The following is a 20,239-nucleotide window of genomic DNA, read 5'->3' on the forward strand; positions in this document are numbered from 1 at the left end:
GGATGTCCAGGATTTAAGGATTAACTGGATGAAAATGTCTGAATCAGGTGGTTATCGAGCGAAGTCGAGATAATGTCCAAGATTTAAGGATTAACGGGATTAAAGACTTTTGATAAATACGAAATCCTACAAATCTTCAAATCTTGTAAATCCTGATTTATGCGTTAAAATCTGAAGGTGGTACGTAACCAACCCACCAAACTAGCAGGATTAGTAGTATCTGAATTTGGCGCTGTTACCCAAATAAATCCAGGTGTAACTTCAATGTTATTAGTCAGTTTATATTGATACCATCCCTCAACGTGCAGAGAGGTATCTTTGTCGGCTTGACCCTTACCTGCTCCCAAATCTACATTTTTACTAAGTGCAGTTAGTGTTGGTGCTACACCCACAAAAATAGCTCCTAAACTACCTTTTTTTCCTAAATCAGGAGATGTTAGTCCTACTCCCCAGTTCCAGACTTGACCATCTCCTTGTCCCAAATAACGATGGGCTGAATAACCTACAAAAGTATTAGCTGTTAACTTGGGGCTAAATCTATATAATGCCCCAAGTCCGTAAAGATTTCCTACTGTTCCTTGATCAACAATGCCCTGAGCTGCGTTGGCTGGGTTAGTGGAAATGGTGCTATTTGCTAGGTTACTTCCCGCCGCCGGACCAAAGTTTGTTCCACCTTGACCTAAAGTACCCGCTGGACTATAGGTGTTAGCGTAACTCAAACCTACACGGAAATTCTTTTTGGGGCTAAAGTATGTTATCTGTCCAAATGCTACATATCTACCTGTAAATAAGCCATTCTTAGGTGCGGGATTATCACCATTAGGCGCACTGTATGATGCACCTAATTGCCACTGTTTACTTAGGTCGTGAAGTATGGCAATTCCAGGGCCTGTATCTCCATAGTTATAGACCATATTCCGCCGGGAAAATCGAGAAATCCCGTTAGAAGCTGACCCTTCAAATGGGTTTGTTGGACCACTTAAACCAATCTCGTTTGCTCCATCAGATTGGGCAAAAATGTTAAATTGGGTCTTTTTACCAACTGGAAACCGATAACGGATACCACCAACAGAAATCTGATTTGCGCCAAAACTAGGACTGGCATTATCGGCAGTTCTACTGTCAAATGTACCAAATATTCCGCCAGTGGGATTATTTGTGCTAAGTCCTGTTCCAGTTCCTCTAGGATTAGGTACTCCACCTAATGAGTTAATATTTCCACCGGAAAGTGTTAATCGTAGTTGATCTTTACCAGTAAAACTACTACTTAATATTAAGCGAGTCCGCTGGGAAAATGTAATGGTGCTGGGTGCGGGTTGTTTGGTAACGACGTTATTCCCGGCTAAAACTCCACCAACTACAAACTGCACTTCACCTTGTAGCTTAGTTGTTGTTGAAAATTGATTACCTTCTAATTCTGTGGTTCGTGCTTCTATTGTCTGTAATCTTCCGCGTAATACAGTAAGTTCGGTATTAAATTCTTCAGTTAGTCGTTGTATGCTTTCCAAATCTGCTTTTAGAGCTAAATCAGATGTAGATGCAGCAATAAGTTTATTGACTTGATCTAAACAAGCATTTAACCCTGCGGCAAATTCATAGCGAGTCAAGGCTCGATTACCACGATATTTAGTATCAGAACCTACTAAGCAGTTATAACGTTCTATAAGAGATTTTAAGGCCTCATAAGCCCAGTCAGAGGGTTGGACATCTGAAAGCTGGGATACAGATGTAACTTGTGATTCATCTGGTAAAGAGGAAGGTTCTTTTTGGGCAATTATTTGAGTAATGTTGTTCAAGTCAGGAGCATTGATGCTGACTGATGATAAAGTCTCTTTGTTTGTTGTTTCACGTTCTTCTCCTATTTCACTAGCAGAAGTTTTTGTACTAGCTGCTAAGACTAATAGGAATACAGACATGGGCAAAGTAAGCAATAAATTCCAAGCAGTTTTTTTCATTTTGATAACCTCACACACACAAAATTTAAGGCAGTCCGAAATCATCAATAATTTCGGACTTACCAGAGGAAAGATCAAGGAACTTCTCAGATAGAAATTTTCGGTAATACGTCCATTGAGACTGGTTTTGTATTCGTAGTGACAGGAAAGCCTATAGTAGCAACTAAATTACCCTATATTAGATAATCCGGTAATTTGGTCAAGTTACTGTAGTTAATCTGTGATAGATAGCAGTATTTCACAAAAAATCTAGAATTTGAGTATTGGTGGATACATTTTTCATAATTTTAAATTAATTGCTACAAAGGGTTGTATGTCTAAAATTTGTATGATAGTATGCTTTTTCAGGTGTTAACTCCGTTAAATCAGTAGATTTAGTGTAGTTTGATGGAATAGTGATATTTTTAGTTTTTGTAGCAAAATGGAATCAGGAGAATCATTTAAACATTATGAAATACAATCAACTTGGTGCAAGCGACCTCAATGTTTCAGAAATTTGCTTGGGAACTATGACCTATGGGCATCAAAATACTATTGAGGATGCACATGAGCAACTTGACTATGCTGTTACCCAAGGGATAAATTTCTTAGATGCGGCAGAAATGTATCCCGTCCCTCCTCGTGGTGAAACCCAAGGGAAAACTGAGGCTTATATTGGTGAATGGTTGAAGAAACAGCAACGAGATAAATTAATTGTAGCTACTAAGATTGCTGGTCCGGGTCGTCCTTTTTCTTGGTTGAGGGGTGGAAATAATAAAGTTGACCGTGATAATATTACACAGGCAGTAAATGATAGTTTGCAGAGATTACAAACTGATTATGTAGATTTGTATCAAATTCATTGGCCTGATCGTTATGTTCCGACATTTGGACAAACAAGTTATAATCCAGAATCAGAAAGGGAATCTGTGCCTATTGCGGAACAGTTACAGGCTTTTGCTGATGTGATTAAAGCTGGGAAGATTCGCTATTTGGGTTTAAGTAATGAAACGCCTTGGGGAGTAAGTGAGTTTGTTCGCATTGCTAATGATTTGGGATTACCTAAAGTTGTGACAACTCAAAATGCTTACAATTTATTAAATCGTAATTTTGAATCAGGTTTAGCTGAAGTTTACCGTTATACAGATGTGGGTTTATTGGCTTATAGTCCCCTGGGTTTTGGGTTTTTGACTGGTAAATACATAGAGAATCAACAGTTAGAAAATACGAGAATAACTCTATTTTCAGGTTTTGGACAACGTTATTTAAAACCCAATGTGCAGGAAGCGGTGAAGGCTTATGTGGAGGTTGCTAAAAAGTATAATCTGTCACCTGCTCAATTAGCGATCGCATTTGTCAAAAGTCGTTGGTTTGTGAAAAGCACAATTATTGGCGCAACAACTTTGGCACAATTGCAGGAAAATATAGATAGTGTCAATGTGGTTTTAGATCAAGAGATTTTCGCAGAAATAGATGCAATTCATACTCGTTATCCTAATCCAGCACCTTAACCAGATTTTGTAAAAAATACAAAGCGGGATTCTCACCTCACTTAATAAGTAGCTTGACACAATTAAATATAAAACCTCTCCCTAACCCTCTCCACAAGGAGAGGGAAAAGGAATAAATCTTGATACTGGAGAGACTTTGACTCCCCCTTCCCTGGTAGGGAAGGGGGGTGGGGGGTTAGGTTTGTATTATATTTTTTAACGCCCACTTACTTATTAATGATAGTGAGAGTTACTTTATGAAAAAAAATGTTATTATCTGATTCTGTTACTATTACTGATGTAGAAGCAGCGCAAAAAAGGCTTTTAGGTATTGCCCATCAAACACCAGTAATTACTTCTAATACTTTCAATAAACTGACTAAAAGCCAAGTATTTTTTAAATGCGAAAATTTTCAACGGACAGGAGCATTTAAGTTTCGTGGCGCTTATAATGCTTTAGTTCAATTATCAGCCCAGCAAAAAATAAAAGGCGTTATTACCTATTCTTCAGGAAATCATGGACAAGCGATCGCTTTAGCCGGAAAATTACTCAATATTCCCACAGTTGTAGTTATGCCTGATAATGCACCAATAGTCAAACAAACTGCTACTCGCGGTTATGGTGCAGAAGTCATTTTATACAGCCCTGACACAACTAACCGGGAAGAATTAACCAAAAGTCTCGCAGTAGAACGCGAATTAACTTTAATTCCCCCCTATGATCATCGTCATATAATTGCTGGACAAGGTACAACTGCATTAGAACTAATTCAGGAAGTGGGACAACTAGATTACTTATTAGTATGTTGTGGTGGTGGTGGATTAATTTCTGGTTGTGCAGTTGCGACAAAAGCGGTTTTACCTAATTGTCAAATAATCGGTGTAGAACCGGAATTAGCCGATGATGCTACTCGCTCCTTTTATACCAAAACCCTGCAAATTGTCCATAATCCCCATACCATTGCTGATGGTGCAAGAACTCCCAGTTTGGGTAAAATCACCTTTCCCTTAGTCTTGGAATATGTAGATGATATGGTGACAGTATCAGATGCAGGCATAATTCGCACCATGTTTTTGATTTGGGAACGCTTAAAAATCGTTGTTGAACCTACCGGAGTTATAGCTGCAACAGCATTATTAGAAGGTGTAGTTAAAGCACCGGGTGCGAGAATTGGCGTAATTATCAGTGGTGGAAATGTAGATTTATTACAAGTTAGTCAATTGAAACAACTTAATCATCTTTTGCATTACTAGATAAATAATTATCTAACTACTTGATTTTCCCCAAATTGATATGGTAGTCTGTGTTTATATTTAATCTACGGTTTTCTGATAGACTTACCGTATTTTATGTTATAGTGATGAAAGACACTGTTGAGAATCTGAATTTTTAGCAATCGGGAATCTTCTTTTATGCCAAAAGATTGGTTAGAATGGCACGATCTTTACAACACTGAACCCAAATTACAGCAACGGCTAGAAATCGTGCAGGAATATATTTCCTATAGTTTGGATAACTCCCCAACTGGTACTATTCGAGTAGTTAGTGCTTGCGCTGGTGATGGACGAGATTTATTAGGAACATTAGCAAATCATCCTCGCGCTAAAGATGTATATGCAAGATTAGTAGAAATCAATCCCCAGTTAGTTAAACATGGGCGCGAAACAATAGAATCATTAAGTCTAACAAAACAAATTGAGTTTATCAATGGTGATGCAACTGCTGCTGATAACTATGTAGGAGCAGTACCCGCAGATATTGTGATTGTTTGTGGGATTTTTGGGAATTTAGCTGATGAAAATGAACTCAATCGTTTATTAGGAAACTTGAGCTTTTTGAGTAAAAAAGGTGCTTTTGTTCTCTGGACTCGTGGACATTCTAACGGTATTGCTTATTCAGAAACCGTGCGTAAATACTTCCGTGATTTTGGATTTGAAGAAGTTAACTTTAAACTCACAGCCACAGGAGATATGGGAGTAGGGATTCATCGTTATTTAGGTGAAAATTTACCTACACCCAAAGAAGAACAACTATTTGTATTTTCTGGCGTTCCAAATAAAGCGAGGTAACAAATGTCCATTACAAGCACTACCATATCTAATTGGGATCAATTATTAGAAAGCGCTCGACAAAATACCCCCGCCCGTCGAGTCAAAAGACCAGGACAAGCACCTTCTACTGCTCCTATTCCTAGCAGTTTACATAAACTTTCCCCGGAGAGAAAACCGCCGATATTGTTATATAGAGATAGTAACTCTTGGTGTCCTTTTTGTGAAAGAGTTTGGTTTGCGTTAGAAGAAAAACAAATTCCCTTTGAAACAGAATTTATTGATCTGAGTAATAAACCGAAATGGTACACAGATTTAGTGCCAACAACTCTTGTCCCCGCAGCAAATATTGAGGGCAAATTCATTTATGAATCAAAAGATATTCTTTTAGAATTGGAAGAACACTTTGGAGAAACATTGTTACCTGAAAATCCCGAAGAAAATGCTCTTGCTAGACAATGGGTTGAAGATGCAGAAACTAATGGGTTTCGGGATATTGCCTATAAATTCTTGAGACAACCTCCAGAAGATGCCAAAGAATTAGCAAATTTAGAAGCAGAATTTGAAGCTAAATTAGATGAAATTGAAAAAACTTTAGGTAGATACTCAAAACCATATTTTTTATCAACATTTAGTTTGGTAGATATTATGTATAGTCCCCATTTAGATAGATTGGCGGCTAATTTACCAGTATATAGAGGATATCACATCAAAGGAAATCCTCGTTTTCCTCTCATCAATGTTTGGTTTGCAGCACTTAAAAAATTACTAATAATTTACTTTTACGCCGTAGATTTGGCGTAGAACCTATTGAAAAGAAGACTTCATTTGTTTCCAAATTCCAATCCCATAATCCATCGTTTGATCCTTTAACTGCTAATTCAAAACTAGAAGTTGTCTTGCCAAAATCTTTATAAGGATGAACTTGTAAAACTTGAAAGCATTCATGAACTGATTGATAATTGAGAGGAATTGTCCAACCTTCCGATTTTGCTGCTTTCGCTGCGGGATGATCTTTTGGTAATTTTAGTAATGCGATCGCTACTTGTTCTGCTAATTGACTCGGAGTTTCTTGGGTAACAGCAAAAGGACATTCAGGATATAACTGGATACTCAAAGCAAAGGGAAATTTTTCTCCATACTGCGTTTGCTGATTAATGATTTTGAAGTTTTTCCAATCAACTTTTCCCTCTAAAGCCATCTGTTCCAATACATTTGTAGAAATAGTTCCTGCATCTGCCTTACCTTCCCCAATAGCATATATCACTGCATCATGACTATTGGTAAATTGCAAACTTTGAAAATCCCGGTAAGGATTTATCCCTGCTTCTACAATTTCTCTCCATGCTGATCTCCAACCTCCAAAAGAATTTTCCGCAACAGCAACAAAGTTTTTACCCCGCAAATCTGTAAGATTTTGAATATTATCACAATCAGCCTTACAAAAAATTACTCCGCCAAACATGGTATAGGCTCGCCCCATTCGCAAATGCTTTAAAGTTGCCAGCCTATTTACTCCATAAAGGGCTTCAAATTCTACATATATCCCCGGACTTGTAATCACAAATTCCACTGCATTCTCTTTCATTGCAGCCCCAATTTGATTAAAATTAAGAGGCACAATAGTAAAGTGATATTCAGAAAGTTCTGAAGTCAGATAATCTGCGGTTTTTTGCCAAGTTTGTAGAGTATTCTGGATATCTCGATGTGCTAAAACACCAATCTGAATTAAGGGTTTCATGGCTAACTGCTGCGGTAAAAATCTCAAACTAGGGAAGTTATTTCATAGAAAGATCCCCCAGGCACAAAAAAAAGTTTTGGTAATATAAAATGTTTAAGTTCTACTAGTAAAACCTAGCTTGCTTTACCAATTTCTGTAGCTTCTGGAATTTCAATCAATTTTCCAGTTTTCACATCATAAATGTAGCCGTAAATTGGAATTTTTCGTGGTACTAATGGATGTAACCGAATACGCTTCACATCTGTATAAACACTCTGGGATAGGTCGCCAATAGTCAACCAATCAATAAATTCAGCTTCATTTGATCCCCCTCCAGAGCCTATATCATGCCAACCCGTTTCCTTTAATTGGGCTGTTTGCAGACTATTAGCAAGTAAGTTTCGCATGATGTGGTCTGTAAAGGTTTCCATACCACAATTAGTGTGATGAATCACGAACCATTCACGAGTACCTAGTAATTTGTACGAAATTATTAAGGAGCGAATAGCATCATCACTGGCACGTCCACCAGCATTACGAATCACATGGGCATCACCTTCAGCTAATCCTGCAAAATTGGCTGGGTCAAGTCGTGCATCCATACAGGTAAGAATGGCAAACCGACGTGCAGGAGGTATGAGTAATTCGCCTTTAGTACCAAAGTTTTCAGCATAACTATGGTTAGCTGATAAGACTTCTTCTAAAATTTAGCTCATGTTTATTAATTAATTTACGGTAAACCGATAAATTTTATGGAGTTACAAATACTAATGTCTCACAAATTAATCCAAAAGACAAGTCTCAATTCATACTTCACTAGACATATTTCTCATCACCCAAAACTCTTAAAAGATTCACCCATACCAAATCCTATTCATATATTCCCCCTTAAAAATTTTCCTCAACCCTATTCATAATGAAAACGAAAAGGTAAAAGTGGGTTTTAAAAACTGGATTTGGTATGAAAAGCTATTTCAACCGCTTAGGTGTAATAGCTTCAGTTAATTGAGGTGAAAGAGTTGCTTCCTTAACATTTATCTTGCGGGGAATAACTTTTTCGTCAAAATAAAAATCTGCAACTTTCTGTTGTTCCGCAATAATGCCAGGTGTCAGTTTTCTTAACCGATATGTCCGTCGACGGGCCACAACTTCTAAAACTGATTCATCTATTTTTAATTCAGGAGCAAAAGCTTTGGCAACTTCTTTTGGGTTCTTATCAGCCCATTCTCCCACCTGATCTGCTTCTTCTAAAAACACTCTTACCAATTCAGAATTTTTGGTGATAAACTCCTTTCTACCCAGATAAAATCCGCCGAGAGTATTAATCCCTGAAGCATTTCTGAGATTACGAATAGGGATGGTTTTTTCGACAAGAGCTAAAAAGGGATCACCACCTACCCAAACTTCAACTTTATTTTGAATAAAAGCATCGCGGGCTTCAGATGGAGTTAGTCCCACCACTTGAACATCACTAATACTTAAACCTACTTCTTTTAAAGCTTTTGCTAATAAATAGTGGGCATTTGATCCCCGTTGAAAAGCAACTTTCTTACCCTTAATATCTGCTAATTTCCTAATAGGAGAATTGGCTCTGACAATAATACCTTGTCCTAGTCCTCTACTGGGTACACGCCCAGCAATATAAATCACTTCTGTGATACCAGCCGCTTGGGAAAATATTGGGGGTGTTTCTCCCACTGTGCCGATATCAACTTTACCTGCATTCATGGCTTCTATTAGTTGTGGACCTGCTGGAAATGGTTCAACCCAATTCACAGTTACACCTAATTCTTTAAAACGTGGCTCAACAACTTTTTTAACTTTGACAATATCCCCAGAGGTTTGATAAGCCAAGTTGATAACTTTAGAGCTAAATCCAGGTTTTGTCTGGGCTTGGCTTGTTTGTAATAAACTACCTGTCAAGGGTGTGGATAGAGTAAACAATCCTAGTAGTGAATATTGAACAAATCGGTTGAAAACTATGCGCTGTTGTGGCAAAAATGGTATTTTCATGGCTGAAATATTTGGAGTTTAACAAAATTGATAATTTTTATTCTGTTGAAGCAAAACTCTCGTATTTCTATCGGAATTACGTATTTACATATTATTCTTACACAAAAAATCTGAAAATTAAGTATTTTCTAATACATTTATTATTTTTTTTCAAGATTTATTTGAAGCATTCAGGTAATATAGCAATCCTAAATTTTATGAACAACAAGATCCCCAACTTCTTAGAGAAGTCGGGGATCTGAATTTGAATGAAATAGGCTGTACGCAAAAAATCACCAAATTAGGGATAATTCATAAATTACCCCTACACACATAATAATTACGGCTTCGATAACATCATCTGTAAGTTCTATGCTGACTAAGAAATTAATCCCATTTCTTAATATATTGGGTTGACCACTTTTCTAATACTTGATAGTTGTTTAGCAAAAAAATAAGCTCCCAAAATACAACAAACACCACCAAATAATAAGGCATTAGCAACACCAATATAATTTGCTAATCCTCCGAAAAATAAATTACCAAAAGGGAGTATTCCCAAAAAAGTAGTCATAAAAATACTGGTTACTCGTCCTCTTTTGTCTTCTTCTACAAGAATTAGTTGCAAAAAATTACTAATTGAAGCTAGAGTCAGAGTGTTAGTTAATCCCACAATAAAGATTAATAACAGGCAAATTTCTAACTTTGTTGAGAGAGAAAATAATATTATAATAAGTTGCATCCCAAGAGCCTATTTGATTATAAGTTGTTTTGGCAGTTAACAACGGTTTTGGTGGTATCCCGTAGGTAGTAGGCACAGATAACAAAAAGATTCCTGTACTAATAGCTAGGGTTTTACAAAGAGTTTTAAAGTTGTTCATGTTTTTAGGATTTGATATTTTAAATAGGTTTTTATATTGAATTATACCCCTTCATTTTAGCAAGTGGAAGTCACTAATGATTACAATACTGTTCGGTTAAGAGTTTTTGTAGGTTGGGTTAAGCGACAGCGCAACCCAACAAAAGTCTGTAAGTGTTGGGTAACAAGAACGTCAAACGCCATTCGCCACAAGCCGGGAAACCCGTCCAAGGCGATGGCTCCCCAACCTACCTGATTTAATGTTTTTAGATTGTGACAAGTATAGGTTGTTTGAAAAATGGTTCTAATTGCATGATTAACTCCCTAATAATCAAAATGAATTAGATTGAGTGTTGGGTTAACCAAGCTTCTAAATCAGCAACACTAGAAAAGTCTAATAACGCCTCTCCTAAGTTTTCTAACTGTTCAATTGATAATTCTATAATTCGCTCGATTAATAACGAATCAATTTCCCCAATCCGACGATGTAGTAGACGCAGTATTAAGTTTTTTTCTCCTTCTTGCTTTCCTTCTTGCTTTCCTTCTTGTCTTCCTTCTTGTCTTCCTTCTTCTTTAGCTTGTTCTCTATTTCTTTGATAAAGTGGTTCTAGTCGCATAATTAACTCCCTATCATCTGTTTCTAGTTCTTGATTTACTCTCAAATTTTCGCGCAAGTTGTAAACTAATTCCAGGGTGGCTTTTTGGTATGGGTGATCTAATGGTAACGCTTGCAACTCGATAATTGCTTGTGATTGTACGCTTCCCCTACCCAAAAGCCTCAACCATAAAGTCTCCTGTGTTTGTGGTAGTTGGTGTATTGCCACAATTGCTGAACGCATGGCATCTGCTAAAAAATGTACTCCCGATAACCAATCTTCTTTTTGGACAGTTCCAAAGCTAGATAAACGAGTTTCAGATATGGTGGGGGTTAAAATCCACAATTTAGGAATTTCTGACTCCTGAAGTTTGATTTTATTGGCTTTGGCTTCTCGTCGCAATAAAGCCTTGACTTCTAATAACTTGAGAATACAGTCGCAGATTTCATCGCTAGAAGCTGGATTGCGGTATGGTTCTATTATTGCAGGATTTTCGGCAAGTCTTCCTAGTAAGCCCAGTATTTGTAATTTAGAAGTTTGTTGTTTAGCAGGTGTGAATAAAACGTCAATTTCTTTAATTTCTCCTGAAACTTTTTCTGATGCTTTGACTTCTCCGTAATCTTTTAATAATTCTTCTAGATAGTCTTTGGCGAATTTATCATGTATAAACCTAGTCATTAAATTTTAATTTTGAGTAAAATCTGGGAAATAATTTAGACTCCTATTATATAGCAGTTATGAATTTTCTGTAAGAGGATGTTTTAAAATTTTTGGTGTTGTATTCAATACTTTTAGATTCCCGACTTCTTTGAATGATCTTCATTATTTACAAAAAATTTAATTAAGAAGTCGGGGATATTTCTTACCTGGCTTAACTTATATTCATTATTTGTTAATTTTTCTGATTTCCTCCATAGCCTTTTGATAGTCTGTTTCCTTACCTTCTTTTTTATAGATATTTGCGGCTATTTGGATATCTTTAATTGCACCCTGCTTATCTCCTAATTCATTACGGACATATCCCCGGAGGTGGTAGGCATTTACATAATTGGGATTAATCTTGATAGCCTGAGTCCAATCCTCAATTGCACCCTGCTTATCTCCTAAAGCATAACGGACAAATCCTCGGTTGTTGTAGGCATCTACATAATTAGGATTAAACTTGATAGCTAGGTTGTAATCATCTATTGCTCCTGGCTTATTTCCTAAAGCATAACGGGCATCTCCCCGGTTGGTGTAGGCATCTACATAATTAGGATTAAACTTGATAGCCTGAGTGTAATCATCTATTGCTCCTGGCTTATCTCCTAAAGCATAACGGGCATTTCCTCTGCTGTTGTAGGCTAGAGCATAGTTAGGATCAATCTTGATAGCCTGAGTGTAATCCTCTATTGCACCCTGCTTATCTTCTAAATAATAACGGGCAAGACCCCTGTAAAAATAAGCATCTTCCTTATTTGGTTTCAGTTGCAATACTTGAGTATAATAAGTAATAGCACCTTGATAATCTTCTTTCTCAATACACTCATCACCCAAGCGCATATATTCATCAACTTTAGAAGATGTCAAACTTTTTAAATAGCTGCGTAAACCCCCAGAATAAAGCAATTCATCTATTCCCACCAAGGCTTTACCAGCAGACAAAGTAATCATATTTGTTGGTAAAAATCCCGCCAAAATGAGATTGTATTCAGCCTGAGCCTCGCTAACTTCCTCTTGAATTAAAATACAAACTAGAACAGCATTTTTTTCAATTTCTTCTTGGCTAATTGACCATTGAATTTTATCAAAGTTGCCATTACGGGCTTTAACCTGAATACCAATTGATGAGTCAGAAGTTAAGGTAAAATCAACTTTTCCATCACCACCAACACGCTTTTCATAGTCAACTTCTGTCACAAAATCAGCTAAACGGGATTTAACAACTTCCTCACCCAACTTCCCCTTCATATTGTTGATAAAGTAATTTTGGGGATCATTTGGTTTATACTTTCTGATCATCTCCCAGCAAAAATTCCGTAACGGCTTTGATCTCTCATCAGAAATGACAGTTAATTCACTATGCTGGCCTTTTTCGTCACAATGGAGTAATTTAGCAGATTTAAGTCTTTGAATAAAATCAGTCTGTTGTGCCTTGAGTGGTGTTGTCCAGTCCATATTGGTTTAAATTTACTCTAGCGATATTTTTAAATAGAATGTTAATGGGAAAATTTAAGCTTAACACCTCAAGAGATCGGACAGGTAATTGCTCAAATAGGGTAATTTTGTAAGGGCTAACATCTATCTACAATAGTAGTATAGCGATCGCTCTGCTTTAGTCTAAACTCCAGTAGGCTACAATAGCCAATCAAAAATATATCAGATATGATATAAATAATAGCATGGACGAAAATGATAAACCTTTAATTTGGTTGCATGGTGAAATTAAAACTCCACCCTTCAGCCAAGAAGCACGGATAGAAACAGGTATACTACTCAGACGGTTACAGCAGGGTGAAAGCTTGGGAATACCGCATTCAAAACCAATGTCTAGTATCGGAAAACACTGTTATGAACTACGGATTCGGGATGCGGACAAGAACTGGCGAATTATTTACCGAATTGATGATGATGCAATTTTGATTCTGGAAGTTTTCAACAAAACAACGAGAACAACACCAAGCACCGTTATTGACATCTGTAAAAAACGACTAAGCAAGTACGATCAAGATATACAAGATTAGTATTATGGATGAAGCTAAAAGAGAACGTCTAGAACAAAAGGGCTGGAAAGTTGGAAATGTTTCCGAGTTTTTAGAACTCACAAAAGAGGAAACTGCTCTGATTGAGATTAAATTAGTTCTTAGTCATAATCTCAAAGAACGACGACAGCAATTAATGACACAAACAGAATTAGCAGCAAAAATTCAATCCAGTCAGCCTCGAATTGCTAAAGCTGAAAATGGTGATGCTTCCGTTTCTATTGAACTCTTAATCCGGGCAATGCTGGCCACAGGTGCAACACCTCAAGAGATTGGACAGGTAATTTCTCAAGTAGGGTAAATTTGTAAGGGCTAAAATCTATCCACAATAATAGTATAGCGAAGAGAGGGAAAGCTGTTATTAGAGCAATCTCAGGAGAAAACTCGCGGGGAAATTGCGGAGATTCTGGAGGCTTTGACACCAGAGCAAGTATCACATATTGAATCAGGCTTGACTCTACTAAAAAATGTCTTCGAGCAAACAGAAACCAACTCACCATAACAGTAAGGCTGCACAACACGATCCTTTTGCAGCCATGAGATTTCGAGATTATCGGCTATTTACCATTGGGCGTGTAGTCCTCTTCACAGGGGGACAAATGCAGACGGTCGCGCTGGGCTGGGAGCTATATGAGCGAACAAATTCAGCGATGGCCTTAGGGGGAATCGGGTTGGCGCAGGTTCTCCCCATGATTGCCCTAACTTTGATTACGGGACACGTTGCTGATAAAAATGACCGCAAAAAGATTACTTTATATTCAATGCTGCTATTAATGTTTTGTTCTCTAACTTTAGCGGCTATTTCCTATTATCAAGGTGCAGTTTTTCTAATTTATGCTTGCTTATTATTAACAGGTGTAGCTAGGGCATTTCTCAAACCTGCGGGTGATGCGCTGATGTGGCAGTTAATACCGATGAGTGCTTTTACTAATGCAGCGACTTGGAATAGTAGTAGTTTTCAATTAGCGTCAGTAATTGGGCCAGCTTTGGGAGGATTTAGTATTGCTCTGTTCAAGAATGCGACGGGAGTATATATATTATCAGCGATCGCAGCACTATCATGTTTTTTCCTCACCGCAGCAATTAAACCACAAAAAACCAACTTTAAGAAAGAACCAATATCCCTGAAAACCCTAGCTGCTGGCGCTGAATTTGTGTGGAATAATCAATTAATTCTCGCAGCTATTACTTTAGATTTATTTGCAGTTTTACTGGGTGGTGCAGTGGCATTATTACCCGTTTTTGCTAAAGATATTTTGCACGTCGGGCCTGTGGAATTGGGTTATTTACAAGCAGCCCCATCCATAGGTGCATTAATTATGGCAGCATTGTTGGTATATTTGCCACCTATCCGTAAAGCCGGACCAGCCTTACTTTGGTCGGTTGTCGGGTTTGGGATTGTAACAATTATTTTTGGACTGTCTCGTTGGACACATTGGTGACAAGTTAAGGAAAAGGGAAAATTGTCAAGGGTGGTATTTGGAGTGGTCAAAAACATGGGAAACTCAGTCTAGACAAGTAATTGAGCGATTGAGTCCAACCATGACAACCAGTAAAAAAAACAACAGAGACCACGCAAAAAAGAAACAGCGACCAATGGTGGAAGATGAAGTAATAGCCAAGCAATTGGAAAGATTACTGACACCAGCGATTACAAATCAAGAAAATTACTACCGAAAACTAGGACTTAGAGAAAGGATACTGAATTTACCGTTGATGATGGCTGCGGTGTTAACCTTATTATGGCGAGACGTAGCCGGGGTCAGAGAAATGACAAGAATGTTAGCTAGAGACGGTTTCTTGTGGTGTAATCCTACGAAAGTTAGTCAACAAGCCGTATCACAGAGATTTTTGACATTTCCATCGGAATTATTTGAAAAAGTATTTAAAGATTTATTGCCTAGTTTGAGAACAGCTTGGCACAGTAGAAATAAACGTCCCTTGCCAGAAAGTATTCAATTTACCTTATCAAGATTTGACAAAATTTGGATAGTAGACGGATCAACATTGGAGGCATTGTTTAGGAAATTACAAAGTTTGGAAGAAGCTCATTATGGACAATTAGCAGGCAAGATGAGTACAGTCATTGATTTAATGACCAGATTACCTGTAGAGATTTGGTTTGCATCCAATCCCAAAGCTTCTGATACTAAACTTGAAGAAAATATTTTGAATTTAGTGACAGAGAGTACCCTATTGTTGTTAGATAGAGGGTTTTATCACTTTTATTTTTGGTTACAATTAATTGATAAAAAAGTTGACTTTATTACGAGAATAAAAAAAGGAGCAGCAATCAAGGTAGAACAAATATTTACAGATAGTTATGGATTGCGAGACCGAAAGATATGTCTGGCTTGAAGGCACTAAAAAGACTCCATTTATCACTTTACGTTTGATTGAAGTGCGGTCAGAAAAAACATGGCATTCCTATTTAACCAGCGTGTTAGATCCTAATGTTTTACCTCCTTATGTGGTAGCGGATTTATATCGGCAACGTTGGCGGATTGAAGATGCTTTTAATATAGTAAAAAGACTCTTGGGGTTAAGTTATTTATGGACGGGTTCAATTAATGGAATTAAATTGCAGATTTGGGCAACTTGGATATTTTATGCGGTTTTAGTCGATTTAGGTGATGCTGTAGCTGACGAACTTTCTCTCCCCTTTGATGATATTTCATTAGAAATGATTTATCGTGGTCTTTATCATTTTACAATGGCTCATCAAAAAGGTAAGGCAACCGAAGAAAGTTAAGTATTTTGCTGACCCTCAAAATCGAGATTTAGGTATTATCAAACAGAAACGAAAACCAAATGTTAAGTTAATTGTCGCGCCTTTTCCTGATCTCCAGCGGGGGTCTGACGAGTTTTTTTTCAATAATTATCCAAAAACCGCTTGACAAAAGACTTATAGCCTTAACTTGTCACCAATGGAATTAGGTACACCAGCCAGGGGAGGATTACCTGCAACGATCGCTAAACGGACATCTGATGGTTGGTCAATAACAGGTCATAAACAATACACTACTGGTAGCCCAATTTTGCGTTACTTCGTAGTTTGGGCGCGGACAGATGATGAAGAAGCGCAAGTAGGGAGTTTTTTAGTACCCCGTGACATTCCAGGGGTGAAGATTGTGGAAACTTGGGATCATTTGGGAATGAGAGCTACAGGCAGTCACGACCTGATTTTAGAGAATGTCTGCATTCCCACAGAGTATGACTTAGATGTGCATCCTGTCAAGGCTGAGTCAAAACCTGATCCCTTAATGCTGGCAGGTGGGAGTTTATTTTTAAGTGCTTTGTATCAAGGGGTAGCAACAGCAGCACGAAATTGGTTAGTTAAATATTTGAATGAGCGATTACCTAGCAATTTAGGTACAAGTTTAGCAAGTTTACCTCATTTTCAAACATCTGTTGGTGAAATTGAAGCCTTACTATATGCAAATCAGGAAAGTACACAGTACAGGTGATAACGGCTATTTAGAATTATCAAAGATTGGTCAAATCCAAATGCGTGGTAAGGCTAGACTTTGGGGGCATCCTAAAGCTTTAGATATCGTTAACCGCAATGGTAAATGGTATGCTTCCATCATCTTAGAAATTGATGATACTTTGTTAAAGAATAGCCGCAAAACTGATAATGGTGTTATGGCAATTGATTTAGGTTGTAATGATGCAATTGCTTGGACAAATGGTGAAGAAAATGGTTTAGTGGCTGCACCTCGGTTTTTCCGAAAAGCAGAACAAAAAAATCAAGAGTTGGGTAAATCAAAACGTCGAAAACGTTCTCCCAATTTCAACAGTTCGGCTTCGCTCACTGTTGACCCTGAGCGAAGCTCAAGGGTCAAAAAGAAAGTTAAGGCTTCTAGAAGGTGGAAGAAAACGCAAAAGTTAGTTAGTAAACTTTCGAGAAAAGTTGCTAACCAACGTCAGAACTTTGTTCACCAAGAAACTACACTAATAATCAGCGGTAATAGCACGGTAGTTACTGAAAAATTACAAGTCAAAAACATGAGTGCCAAAGCTTTGAATATGGTTGCTTTATTTACGCCGTGATGTACTAGTACAATACGGCGTAAGTTAAGCAACCATTAAAAATCCCTGAAAAGCTTATACCATCTGCTTTTTAATTTTTAATTTTTAATTTTTAATTCCGCCCTGCGGTACTAGCCTCTTAGACGTGGATGATTCTAGCTCTACTTCAAACACCAGCAAACGCAAGAATGCTGGAAGTATGAAGCAACTAGGTCGTGCGAAGCGTCAAAAATCTCAGGCTCCGCTAGGGGATGTAGAAACCCCTGGCTCAAACGAAGTTAGCCAGGGGTAGTTCATTTTAAGATTCACACAAAATAGGAAAATTGTTGGAGGTGATTTTATGTTTGATCAAATAGAAAGAGAATTACTAAATGGAGAGCCTTGGTTAATTGGGCATCATTCTCAACTACTACTTCCTTGCCAATTATTAGATGAAAAAGAACAGGAAATAGTTGATATATGGGAATTACAGCCACAAGAATTACCTCATCGTGAGGGGGTTATAAAACGGAATTTTAACCTGTTTGGGTTTTTGGGCAAACTAAATTTCTTTTCTGTAAAAGCTATCGCTAACAAAACTAAGAAAAGATTGATTTGACTTTACTGCCTACCTAATGTAGAATATTTCTGGATACCTGAACCTCTTTCCACCTCTTTATCTCCAAAAAAATGCGCGAACCGGGAGTAACCGCTTTTTCAAATAAAATTTTTTAGATCGCTCCGTTCCACTACGCTTTGAAGGGTAAAGAAAATAAGAGCAAAGAGCAAAAGTGCAAGAGTGCAAAGGGCTACTAAGTCCTCGCCGCACCACTACAAACAACCCGAAAACCAATATTGTTGTGGAAGCTGTCGAGGTTGAGGTCGTTGCGATAAGCAGAACGGCAATCCTCAGGATCGTAGTCCCACGAACCACCGCGCAGCATCTTAATATTACCGCTTTGACTTGTCCAAACACTGTCATCTTTAGGCGCATCTATATAATTATTATGCCAATCGTCTTGACACCATTCCCAAATATTCCCGTGCATATCGTATAAACCAAAAGCATTAGGAGGAAAACTACCTACATCTGTAAATATCAAGAACCGTGGGACACACGGTCTTAAAGCTCAATCAATGTCCGGATTAGGAGTCGTTGAGAAGCCCACACTCACCTGTTCGCGCAAGCGTGCCGCAAGGCATAAGTGAGTATGTGGAATATGTCACCATAAGTCATGATATTTACACTGTTTGTAGTTGTTTGTGAAATAGTTCTTTAACTTTGAGCCAAGCATCAGCAGCAGCTTCGGCGTTGTAACTAGCTCGATGGTTGCAGAAAAATCCGTGTTCAGCAGGATAGCGAAAAACTTGGTGAGGAATGTTGTGTTTTTGTAACTCTGCTTCAACTTGTTCTGTTTGTTCTGGAGGAATGCCTTGATATTCAGTCCCAAAAAAGGCGTAAAGAGTCCCTTTGATATCTGGGGTATGAGTAATTGTCGGTTCACCACCACCGGGAGTAGAGTTAGGAATACCGCCACCGTAGAAAGAGGCTGTAGCTTTAATTTCTGGGAGAGTGGCTGCTAAATAAACAATGTGTCCACCAAAGCAAAAACCAATAGATGCGATAGCTTCGCTCGCCGCAGGCATCGCATCAGCATTAACGTTAGGGAGGGTTTTTAGATAAGCAATTGTGGACTGAATATCGCTTAATATTTCCTCGGCTTTGGTCTGTTCTTTGTATTGTCTGCCTAATTGAATATCTTCAGGGGTGTATTTAGCCTCAAAACCGGGCGCTTGGCGTTGGAAGATAGCAGGAGCGATCGCAACATATCCTTCTTGTGCTAATCTCTCTGTTACTTCCCGAATATGAATATTCACCCCGAAAATTTCCTGTACCACAATCACAGCCGGAAATTTCCCTGCATTTACTGGTTCAGCCAGATAAGCGTCTATTTGCAAATCTTGATTAGGAATTTTGACGCTAGAGGTACGAATCTCTGTTTGGGTTAATGTACTCATTTTGGTAATAATCTGTGATCTTCCAATCTTATACTACTATAAGTCTATCGAATTATAGTATTTTAATTTCCCTGACTTCTTCAAGAAGTCGGGGATCTCTGTAGATGCAGACTAGGAGTGGACAGGATCAAGTGCAGCCACCTGAACATCTGCTAAATCCCTAAATAAGACGGTGCTGAGATAACGTTCACCAAAGCTAGGTTGTACCAGCACGATTAATTTCCCGGCATTCTCTGGACGTTTACCCACCTGAATCGCTGCCCACAAGGCTGCTCCAGAAGAAATGCCCGATAGTAATCCTTCTTCTGTAGCTAAACAGCGACTGAAGGCGATCGCATCTTCATCGGTAACAGAAATCACTTCATCAATCAGTTCCAAGCGCAGCACTTTGGGAATAAACCCAGCGCCTATCCCTTGAATTTGATGCCCCCCTGGCGAACCACCGGTCAAGACATGACTAGCGGACGGTTCGACAGCAATAGCTTGAAAACTGGGTTTACGGGGCTTGATGACTTCTGCTATCCCGGTAATTGTGCCTCCAGTACCAACACCAGACACCACAATGTCAATTTCTCCATCGGTATCTGCCCAAAGTTCCTCGGCTGTTGTCTCTCGGTGAATTTTCGGATTGGCAGGATTAACGAATTGTTGGGGGATAAAGGCATGGGGGAGGGAGGCAACAATTTCTTCTGCCCGTCGGATAGCTCCTATCATCCCTTCAATACCCGGAGTTAGTTCCAACTGTGCGCCGTAGGCTTTGAGCATCGCTCGCCGTTCTAAGCTCATAGTATCTGGCATGGTGAGAATTAGAGAACTCCACAGAATGAT

The 20,239-nt window shown here is 38.3% G+C and carries 17 protein-coding genes and 6 pseudogenes; 12 read left to right on the top strand and 11 right to left on the bottom strand.

Going from position 1 to position 20,239, the window contains the following annotated elements; all coding sequences use genetic code 11:
- Positions 1-164 precede the first annotated feature (164 nt).
- Positions 165-1,955: an iron uptake porin gene (locus BMF77_RS22550; RefSeq protein WP_148766003.1), complete on the bottom strand. Its 1,791-nt coding sequence runs from the start codon at positions 1,953-1,955 to the stop codon at positions 165-167.
- A gap of 449 nt (positions 1,956-2,404) precedes the next feature.
- Between BMF77_RS22550 and BMF77_RS22555 the strand changes: the two genes are divergently transcribed.
- The 4 genes and pseudogenes from BMF77_RS22555 to BMF77_RS22570 all read left to right on the top strand — a co-directional run.
- Positions 2,405-3,445 carry an NADP(H)-dependent aldo-keto reductase gene (locus tag BMF77_RS22555; protein WP_148762162.1) on the top strand — a complete coding sequence of 347 codons (1,041 nt, stop codon included), beginning with the start codon at positions 2,405-2,407 and terminating at the stop codon, positions 3,443-3,445.
- Between the two features lie 246 nt (positions 3,446-3,691).
- Complete coding sequence (locus BMF77_RS22560; RefSeq protein WP_148762160.1) at positions 3,692-4,678, top strand: threo-3-hydroxy-L-aspartate ammonia-lyase; 987 nt, start codon at positions 3,692-3,694, stop codon at positions 4,676-4,678.
- Between the two features lie 159 nt (positions 4,679-4,837).
- On the top strand, positions 4,838-5,494 hold the full coding sequence (locus tag BMF77_RS22565) for a class I SAM-dependent methyltransferase family protein (protein WP_148766005.1): 657 nt from the start codon (positions 4,838-4,840) through the stop codon (positions 5,492-5,494).
- Positions 5,495-5,497: 3 nt separating this feature from the next.
- Positions 5,498-6,285, top strand: a pseudogene (locus BMF77_RS22570) (glutathione S-transferase family protein); the annotation flags it as partial.
- Between the two features lie 224 nt (positions 6,286-6,509).
- On the opposite strand, the pseudogene BMF77_RS22575 reads toward BMF77_RS22570, so the two are convergent.
- The 7 genes and pseudogenes from BMF77_RS22575 to BMF77_RS22605 form a co-directional block, all read right to left on the bottom strand.
- Positions 6,510-7,214: pseudogene (locus BMF77_RS22575) on the bottom strand (phosphate/phosphite/phosphonate ABC transporter substrate-binding protein); the annotation flags it as partial.
- 113 nt (positions 7,215-7,327) lie between these two features.
- Positions 7,328-7,795: a carbonic anhydrase gene (locus BMF77_RS22580; RefSeq protein ID WP_246863002.1), complete on the bottom strand. Its 468-nt coding sequence runs from the start codon at positions 7,793-7,795 to the stop codon at positions 7,328-7,330.
- Positions 7,796-8,162: 367 nt separating this feature from the next.
- Positions 8,163-9,206, bottom strand: a complete 1,044-nt coding sequence (locus tag BMF77_RS22585; protein ID WP_148766011.1) for an aliphatic sulfonate ABC transporter substrate-binding protein — start codon at positions 9,204-9,206, stop codon at positions 8,163-8,165.
- Between the two features lie 379 nt (positions 9,207-9,585).
- Positions 9,586-9,813 (bottom strand): hypothetical protein, encoded by a 228-nt coding sequence (locus BMF77_RS22590; protein ID WP_371735133.1) that lies wholly within the window; start codon positions 9,811-9,813, stop codon positions 9,586-9,588.
- A gap of 31 nt (positions 9,814-9,844) precedes the next feature.
- Positions 9,845-10,066, bottom strand: a complete 222-nt coding sequence (locus tag BMF77_RS27445) for a hypothetical protein (RefSeq protein ID WP_148766013.1) — start codon at positions 10,064-10,066, stop codon at positions 9,845-9,847.
- Between the two features lie 319 nt (positions 10,067-10,385).
- Positions 10,386-11,318 carry a DUF4351 domain-containing protein gene (locus BMF77_RS22600; protein ID WP_148766015.1) on the bottom strand — a complete coding sequence of 311 codons (933 nt, stop codon included), beginning with the start codon at positions 11,316-11,318 and terminating at the stop codon, positions 10,386-10,388.
- Between the two features lie 207 nt (positions 11,319-11,525).
- Positions 11,526-12,797, bottom strand: a complete 1,272-nt coding sequence (locus BMF77_RS22605) for a tetratricopeptide repeat protein (protein WP_148766016.1) — start codon at positions 12,795-12,797, stop codon at positions 11,526-11,528.
- A 224-nt stretch (positions 12,798-13,021) separates the two neighbouring features.
- On the opposite strand from BMF77_RS22605, the gene BMF77_RS22610 reads away from it, so the two are divergent.
- The 8 genes and pseudogenes from BMF77_RS22610 to BMF77_RS22650 all read left to right on the top strand — a co-directional run bounded on the left by BMF77_RS22610 (position 13,022) and on the right by BMF77_RS22650 (position 18,011).
- A complete protein-coding gene (locus BMF77_RS22610) occupies positions 13,022-13,363 on the top strand; it encodes a type II toxin-antitoxin system RelE/ParE family toxin (RefSeq protein WP_148766018.1) in 342 nt (113 codons plus the stop codon).
- Positions 13,364-13,367: 4 nt separating this feature from the next.
- Positions 13,368-13,682, top strand: a complete 315-nt coding sequence (locus BMF77_RS22615; protein WP_148766020.1) for a helix-turn-helix transcriptional regulator — start codon at positions 13,368-13,370, stop codon at positions 13,680-13,682.
- Positions 13,683-13,727: 45 nt separating this feature from the next.
- Positions 13,728-13,883 (top strand): annotated as a pseudogene (locus BMF77_RS28235) (MarR family transcriptional regulator); the annotation flags it as partial.
- Positions 13,849-14,811: pseudogene (locus BMF77_RS22625) on the top strand (MFS transporter); the annotation flags it as partial. The pseudogenes BMF77_RS28235 and BMF77_RS22625, both read left to right, overlap by 35 nt.
- 166 nt (positions 14,812-14,977) lie before the next feature.
- Positions 14,978-16,278: pseudogene (locus tag BMF77_RS22630) on the top strand (IS4 family transposase).
- Positions 16,279-16,308: 30 nt separating this feature from the next.
- Entirely contained in the window at positions 16,309-16,848 is a 540-nt protein-coding gene (locus tag BMF77_RS22635; RefSeq protein WP_246863004.1) for an acyl-CoA dehydrogenase family protein, read from the top strand.
- Positions 16,817-17,434 (top strand): transposase, encoded by a 618-nt coding sequence (locus tag BMF77_RS22640; RefSeq protein WP_246863005.1) that lies wholly within the window; start codon positions 16,817-16,819, stop codon positions 17,432-17,434. The genes BMF77_RS22635 and BMF77_RS22640 overlap by 32 nt, the downstream gene beginning before the upstream one ends.
- A gap of 319 nt (positions 17,435-17,753) precedes the next feature.
- Positions 17,754-18,011 carry a hypothetical protein gene (locus BMF77_RS22650; RefSeq protein ID WP_148766022.1) on the top strand — a complete coding sequence of 86 codons (258 nt, stop codon included), beginning with the start codon at positions 17,754-17,756 and terminating at the stop codon, positions 18,009-18,011.
- A gap of 193 nt (positions 18,012-18,204) precedes the next feature.
- On the opposite strand, the gene BMF77_RS22655 is transcribed toward BMF77_RS22650, so the two are convergent.
- The 3 genes and pseudogenes from BMF77_RS22655 to BMF77_RS22665 form a co-directional block, all read right to left on the bottom strand.
- Positions 18,205-18,495 (bottom strand): formylglycine-generating enzyme family protein, encoded by a 291-nt coding sequence (locus tag BMF77_RS22655; RefSeq protein WP_246863006.1) that lies wholly within the window; start codon positions 18,493-18,495, stop codon positions 18,205-18,207.
- A gap of 139 nt (positions 18,496-18,634) precedes the next feature.
- Positions 18,635-19,411 (bottom strand): dienelactone hydrolase family protein, encoded by a 777-nt coding sequence (locus BMF77_RS22660; RefSeq protein ID WP_148766024.1) that lies wholly within the window; start codon positions 19,409-19,411, stop codon positions 18,635-18,637.
- A gap of 111 nt (positions 19,412-19,522) precedes the next feature.
- A pseudogene (locus BMF77_RS22665) lies at positions 19,523-20,221 on the bottom strand (pyridoxal-phosphate dependent enzyme); the annotation flags it as partial.
- Positions 20,222-20,239: the final 18 nt, after the last annotated feature.

This window comes from Dolichospermum sp. UHCC 0315A (assembly GCF_008121535.1).
GTDB classification, from domain to species: domain Bacteria; phylum Cyanobacteriota; class Cyanobacteriia; order Cyanobacteriales; family Nostocaceae; genus Dolichospermum; species Dolichospermum lemmermannii.

Coding starts and splice junctions, on each gene's coding strand:
- BMF77_RS22550 (WP_148766003.1), bottom strand. CDS start 1,955: ATGAAAAAAACTGCTTGGAATTTATTGCTTACTTTGCCCATGTCTGTA.
- BMF77_RS22555 (WP_148762162.1), top strand. CDS start 2,405: ATGAAATACAATCAACTTGGTGCAAGCGACCTCAATGTTTCAGAAATT.
- BMF77_RS22560 (WP_148762160.1), top strand. CDS start 3,692: ATGTTATTATCTGATTCTGTTACTATTACTGATGTAGAAGCAGCGCAA.
- BMF77_RS22565 (WP_148766005.1), top strand. CDS start 4,838: ATGCCAAAAGATTGGTTAGAATGGCACGATCTTTACAACACTGAACCC.
- BMF77_RS22580 (WP_246863002.1), bottom strand. CDS start 7,795: ATGGATGCACGACTTGACCCAGCCAATTTTGCAGGATTAGCTGAAGGT.
- BMF77_RS22585 (WP_148766011.1), bottom strand. CDS start 9,206: ATGAAAATACCATTTTTGCCACAACAGCGCATAGTTTTCAACCGATTT.
- BMF77_RS27445 (WP_148766013.1), bottom strand. CDS start 10,066: ATGAACAACTTTAAAACTCTTTGTAAAACCCTAGCTATTAGTACAGGA.
- BMF77_RS22600 (WP_148766015.1), bottom strand. CDS start 11,318: ATGACTAGGTTTATACATGATAAATTCGCCAAAGACTATCTAGAAGAA.
- BMF77_RS22605 (WP_148766016.1), bottom strand. CDS start 12,797: ATGGACTGGACAACACCACTCAAGGCACAACAGACTGATTTTATTCAA.
- BMF77_RS22610 (WP_148766018.1), top strand. CDS start 13,022: ATGGACGAAAATGATAAACCTTTAATTTGGTTGCATGGTGAAATTAAA.
- BMF77_RS22615 (WP_148766020.1), top strand. CDS start 13,368: ATGGATGAAGCTAAAAGAGAACGTCTAGAACAAAAGGGCTGGAAAGTT.
- BMF77_RS22635 (WP_246863004.1), top strand. CDS start 16,309: ATGGAATTAGGTACACCAGCCAGGGGAGGATTACCTGCAACGATCGCT.
- BMF77_RS22640 (WP_246863005.1), top strand. CDS start 16,817: ATGCAAATCAGGAAAGTACACAGTACAGGTGATAACGGCTATTTAGAA.
- BMF77_RS22650 (WP_148766022.1), top strand. CDS start 17,754: ATGTTTGATCAAATAGAAAGAGAATTACTAAATGGAGAGCCTTGGTTA.
- BMF77_RS22660 (WP_148766024.1), bottom strand. CDS start 19,411: ATGAGTACATTAACCCAAACAGAGATTCGTACCTCTAGCGTCAAAATT.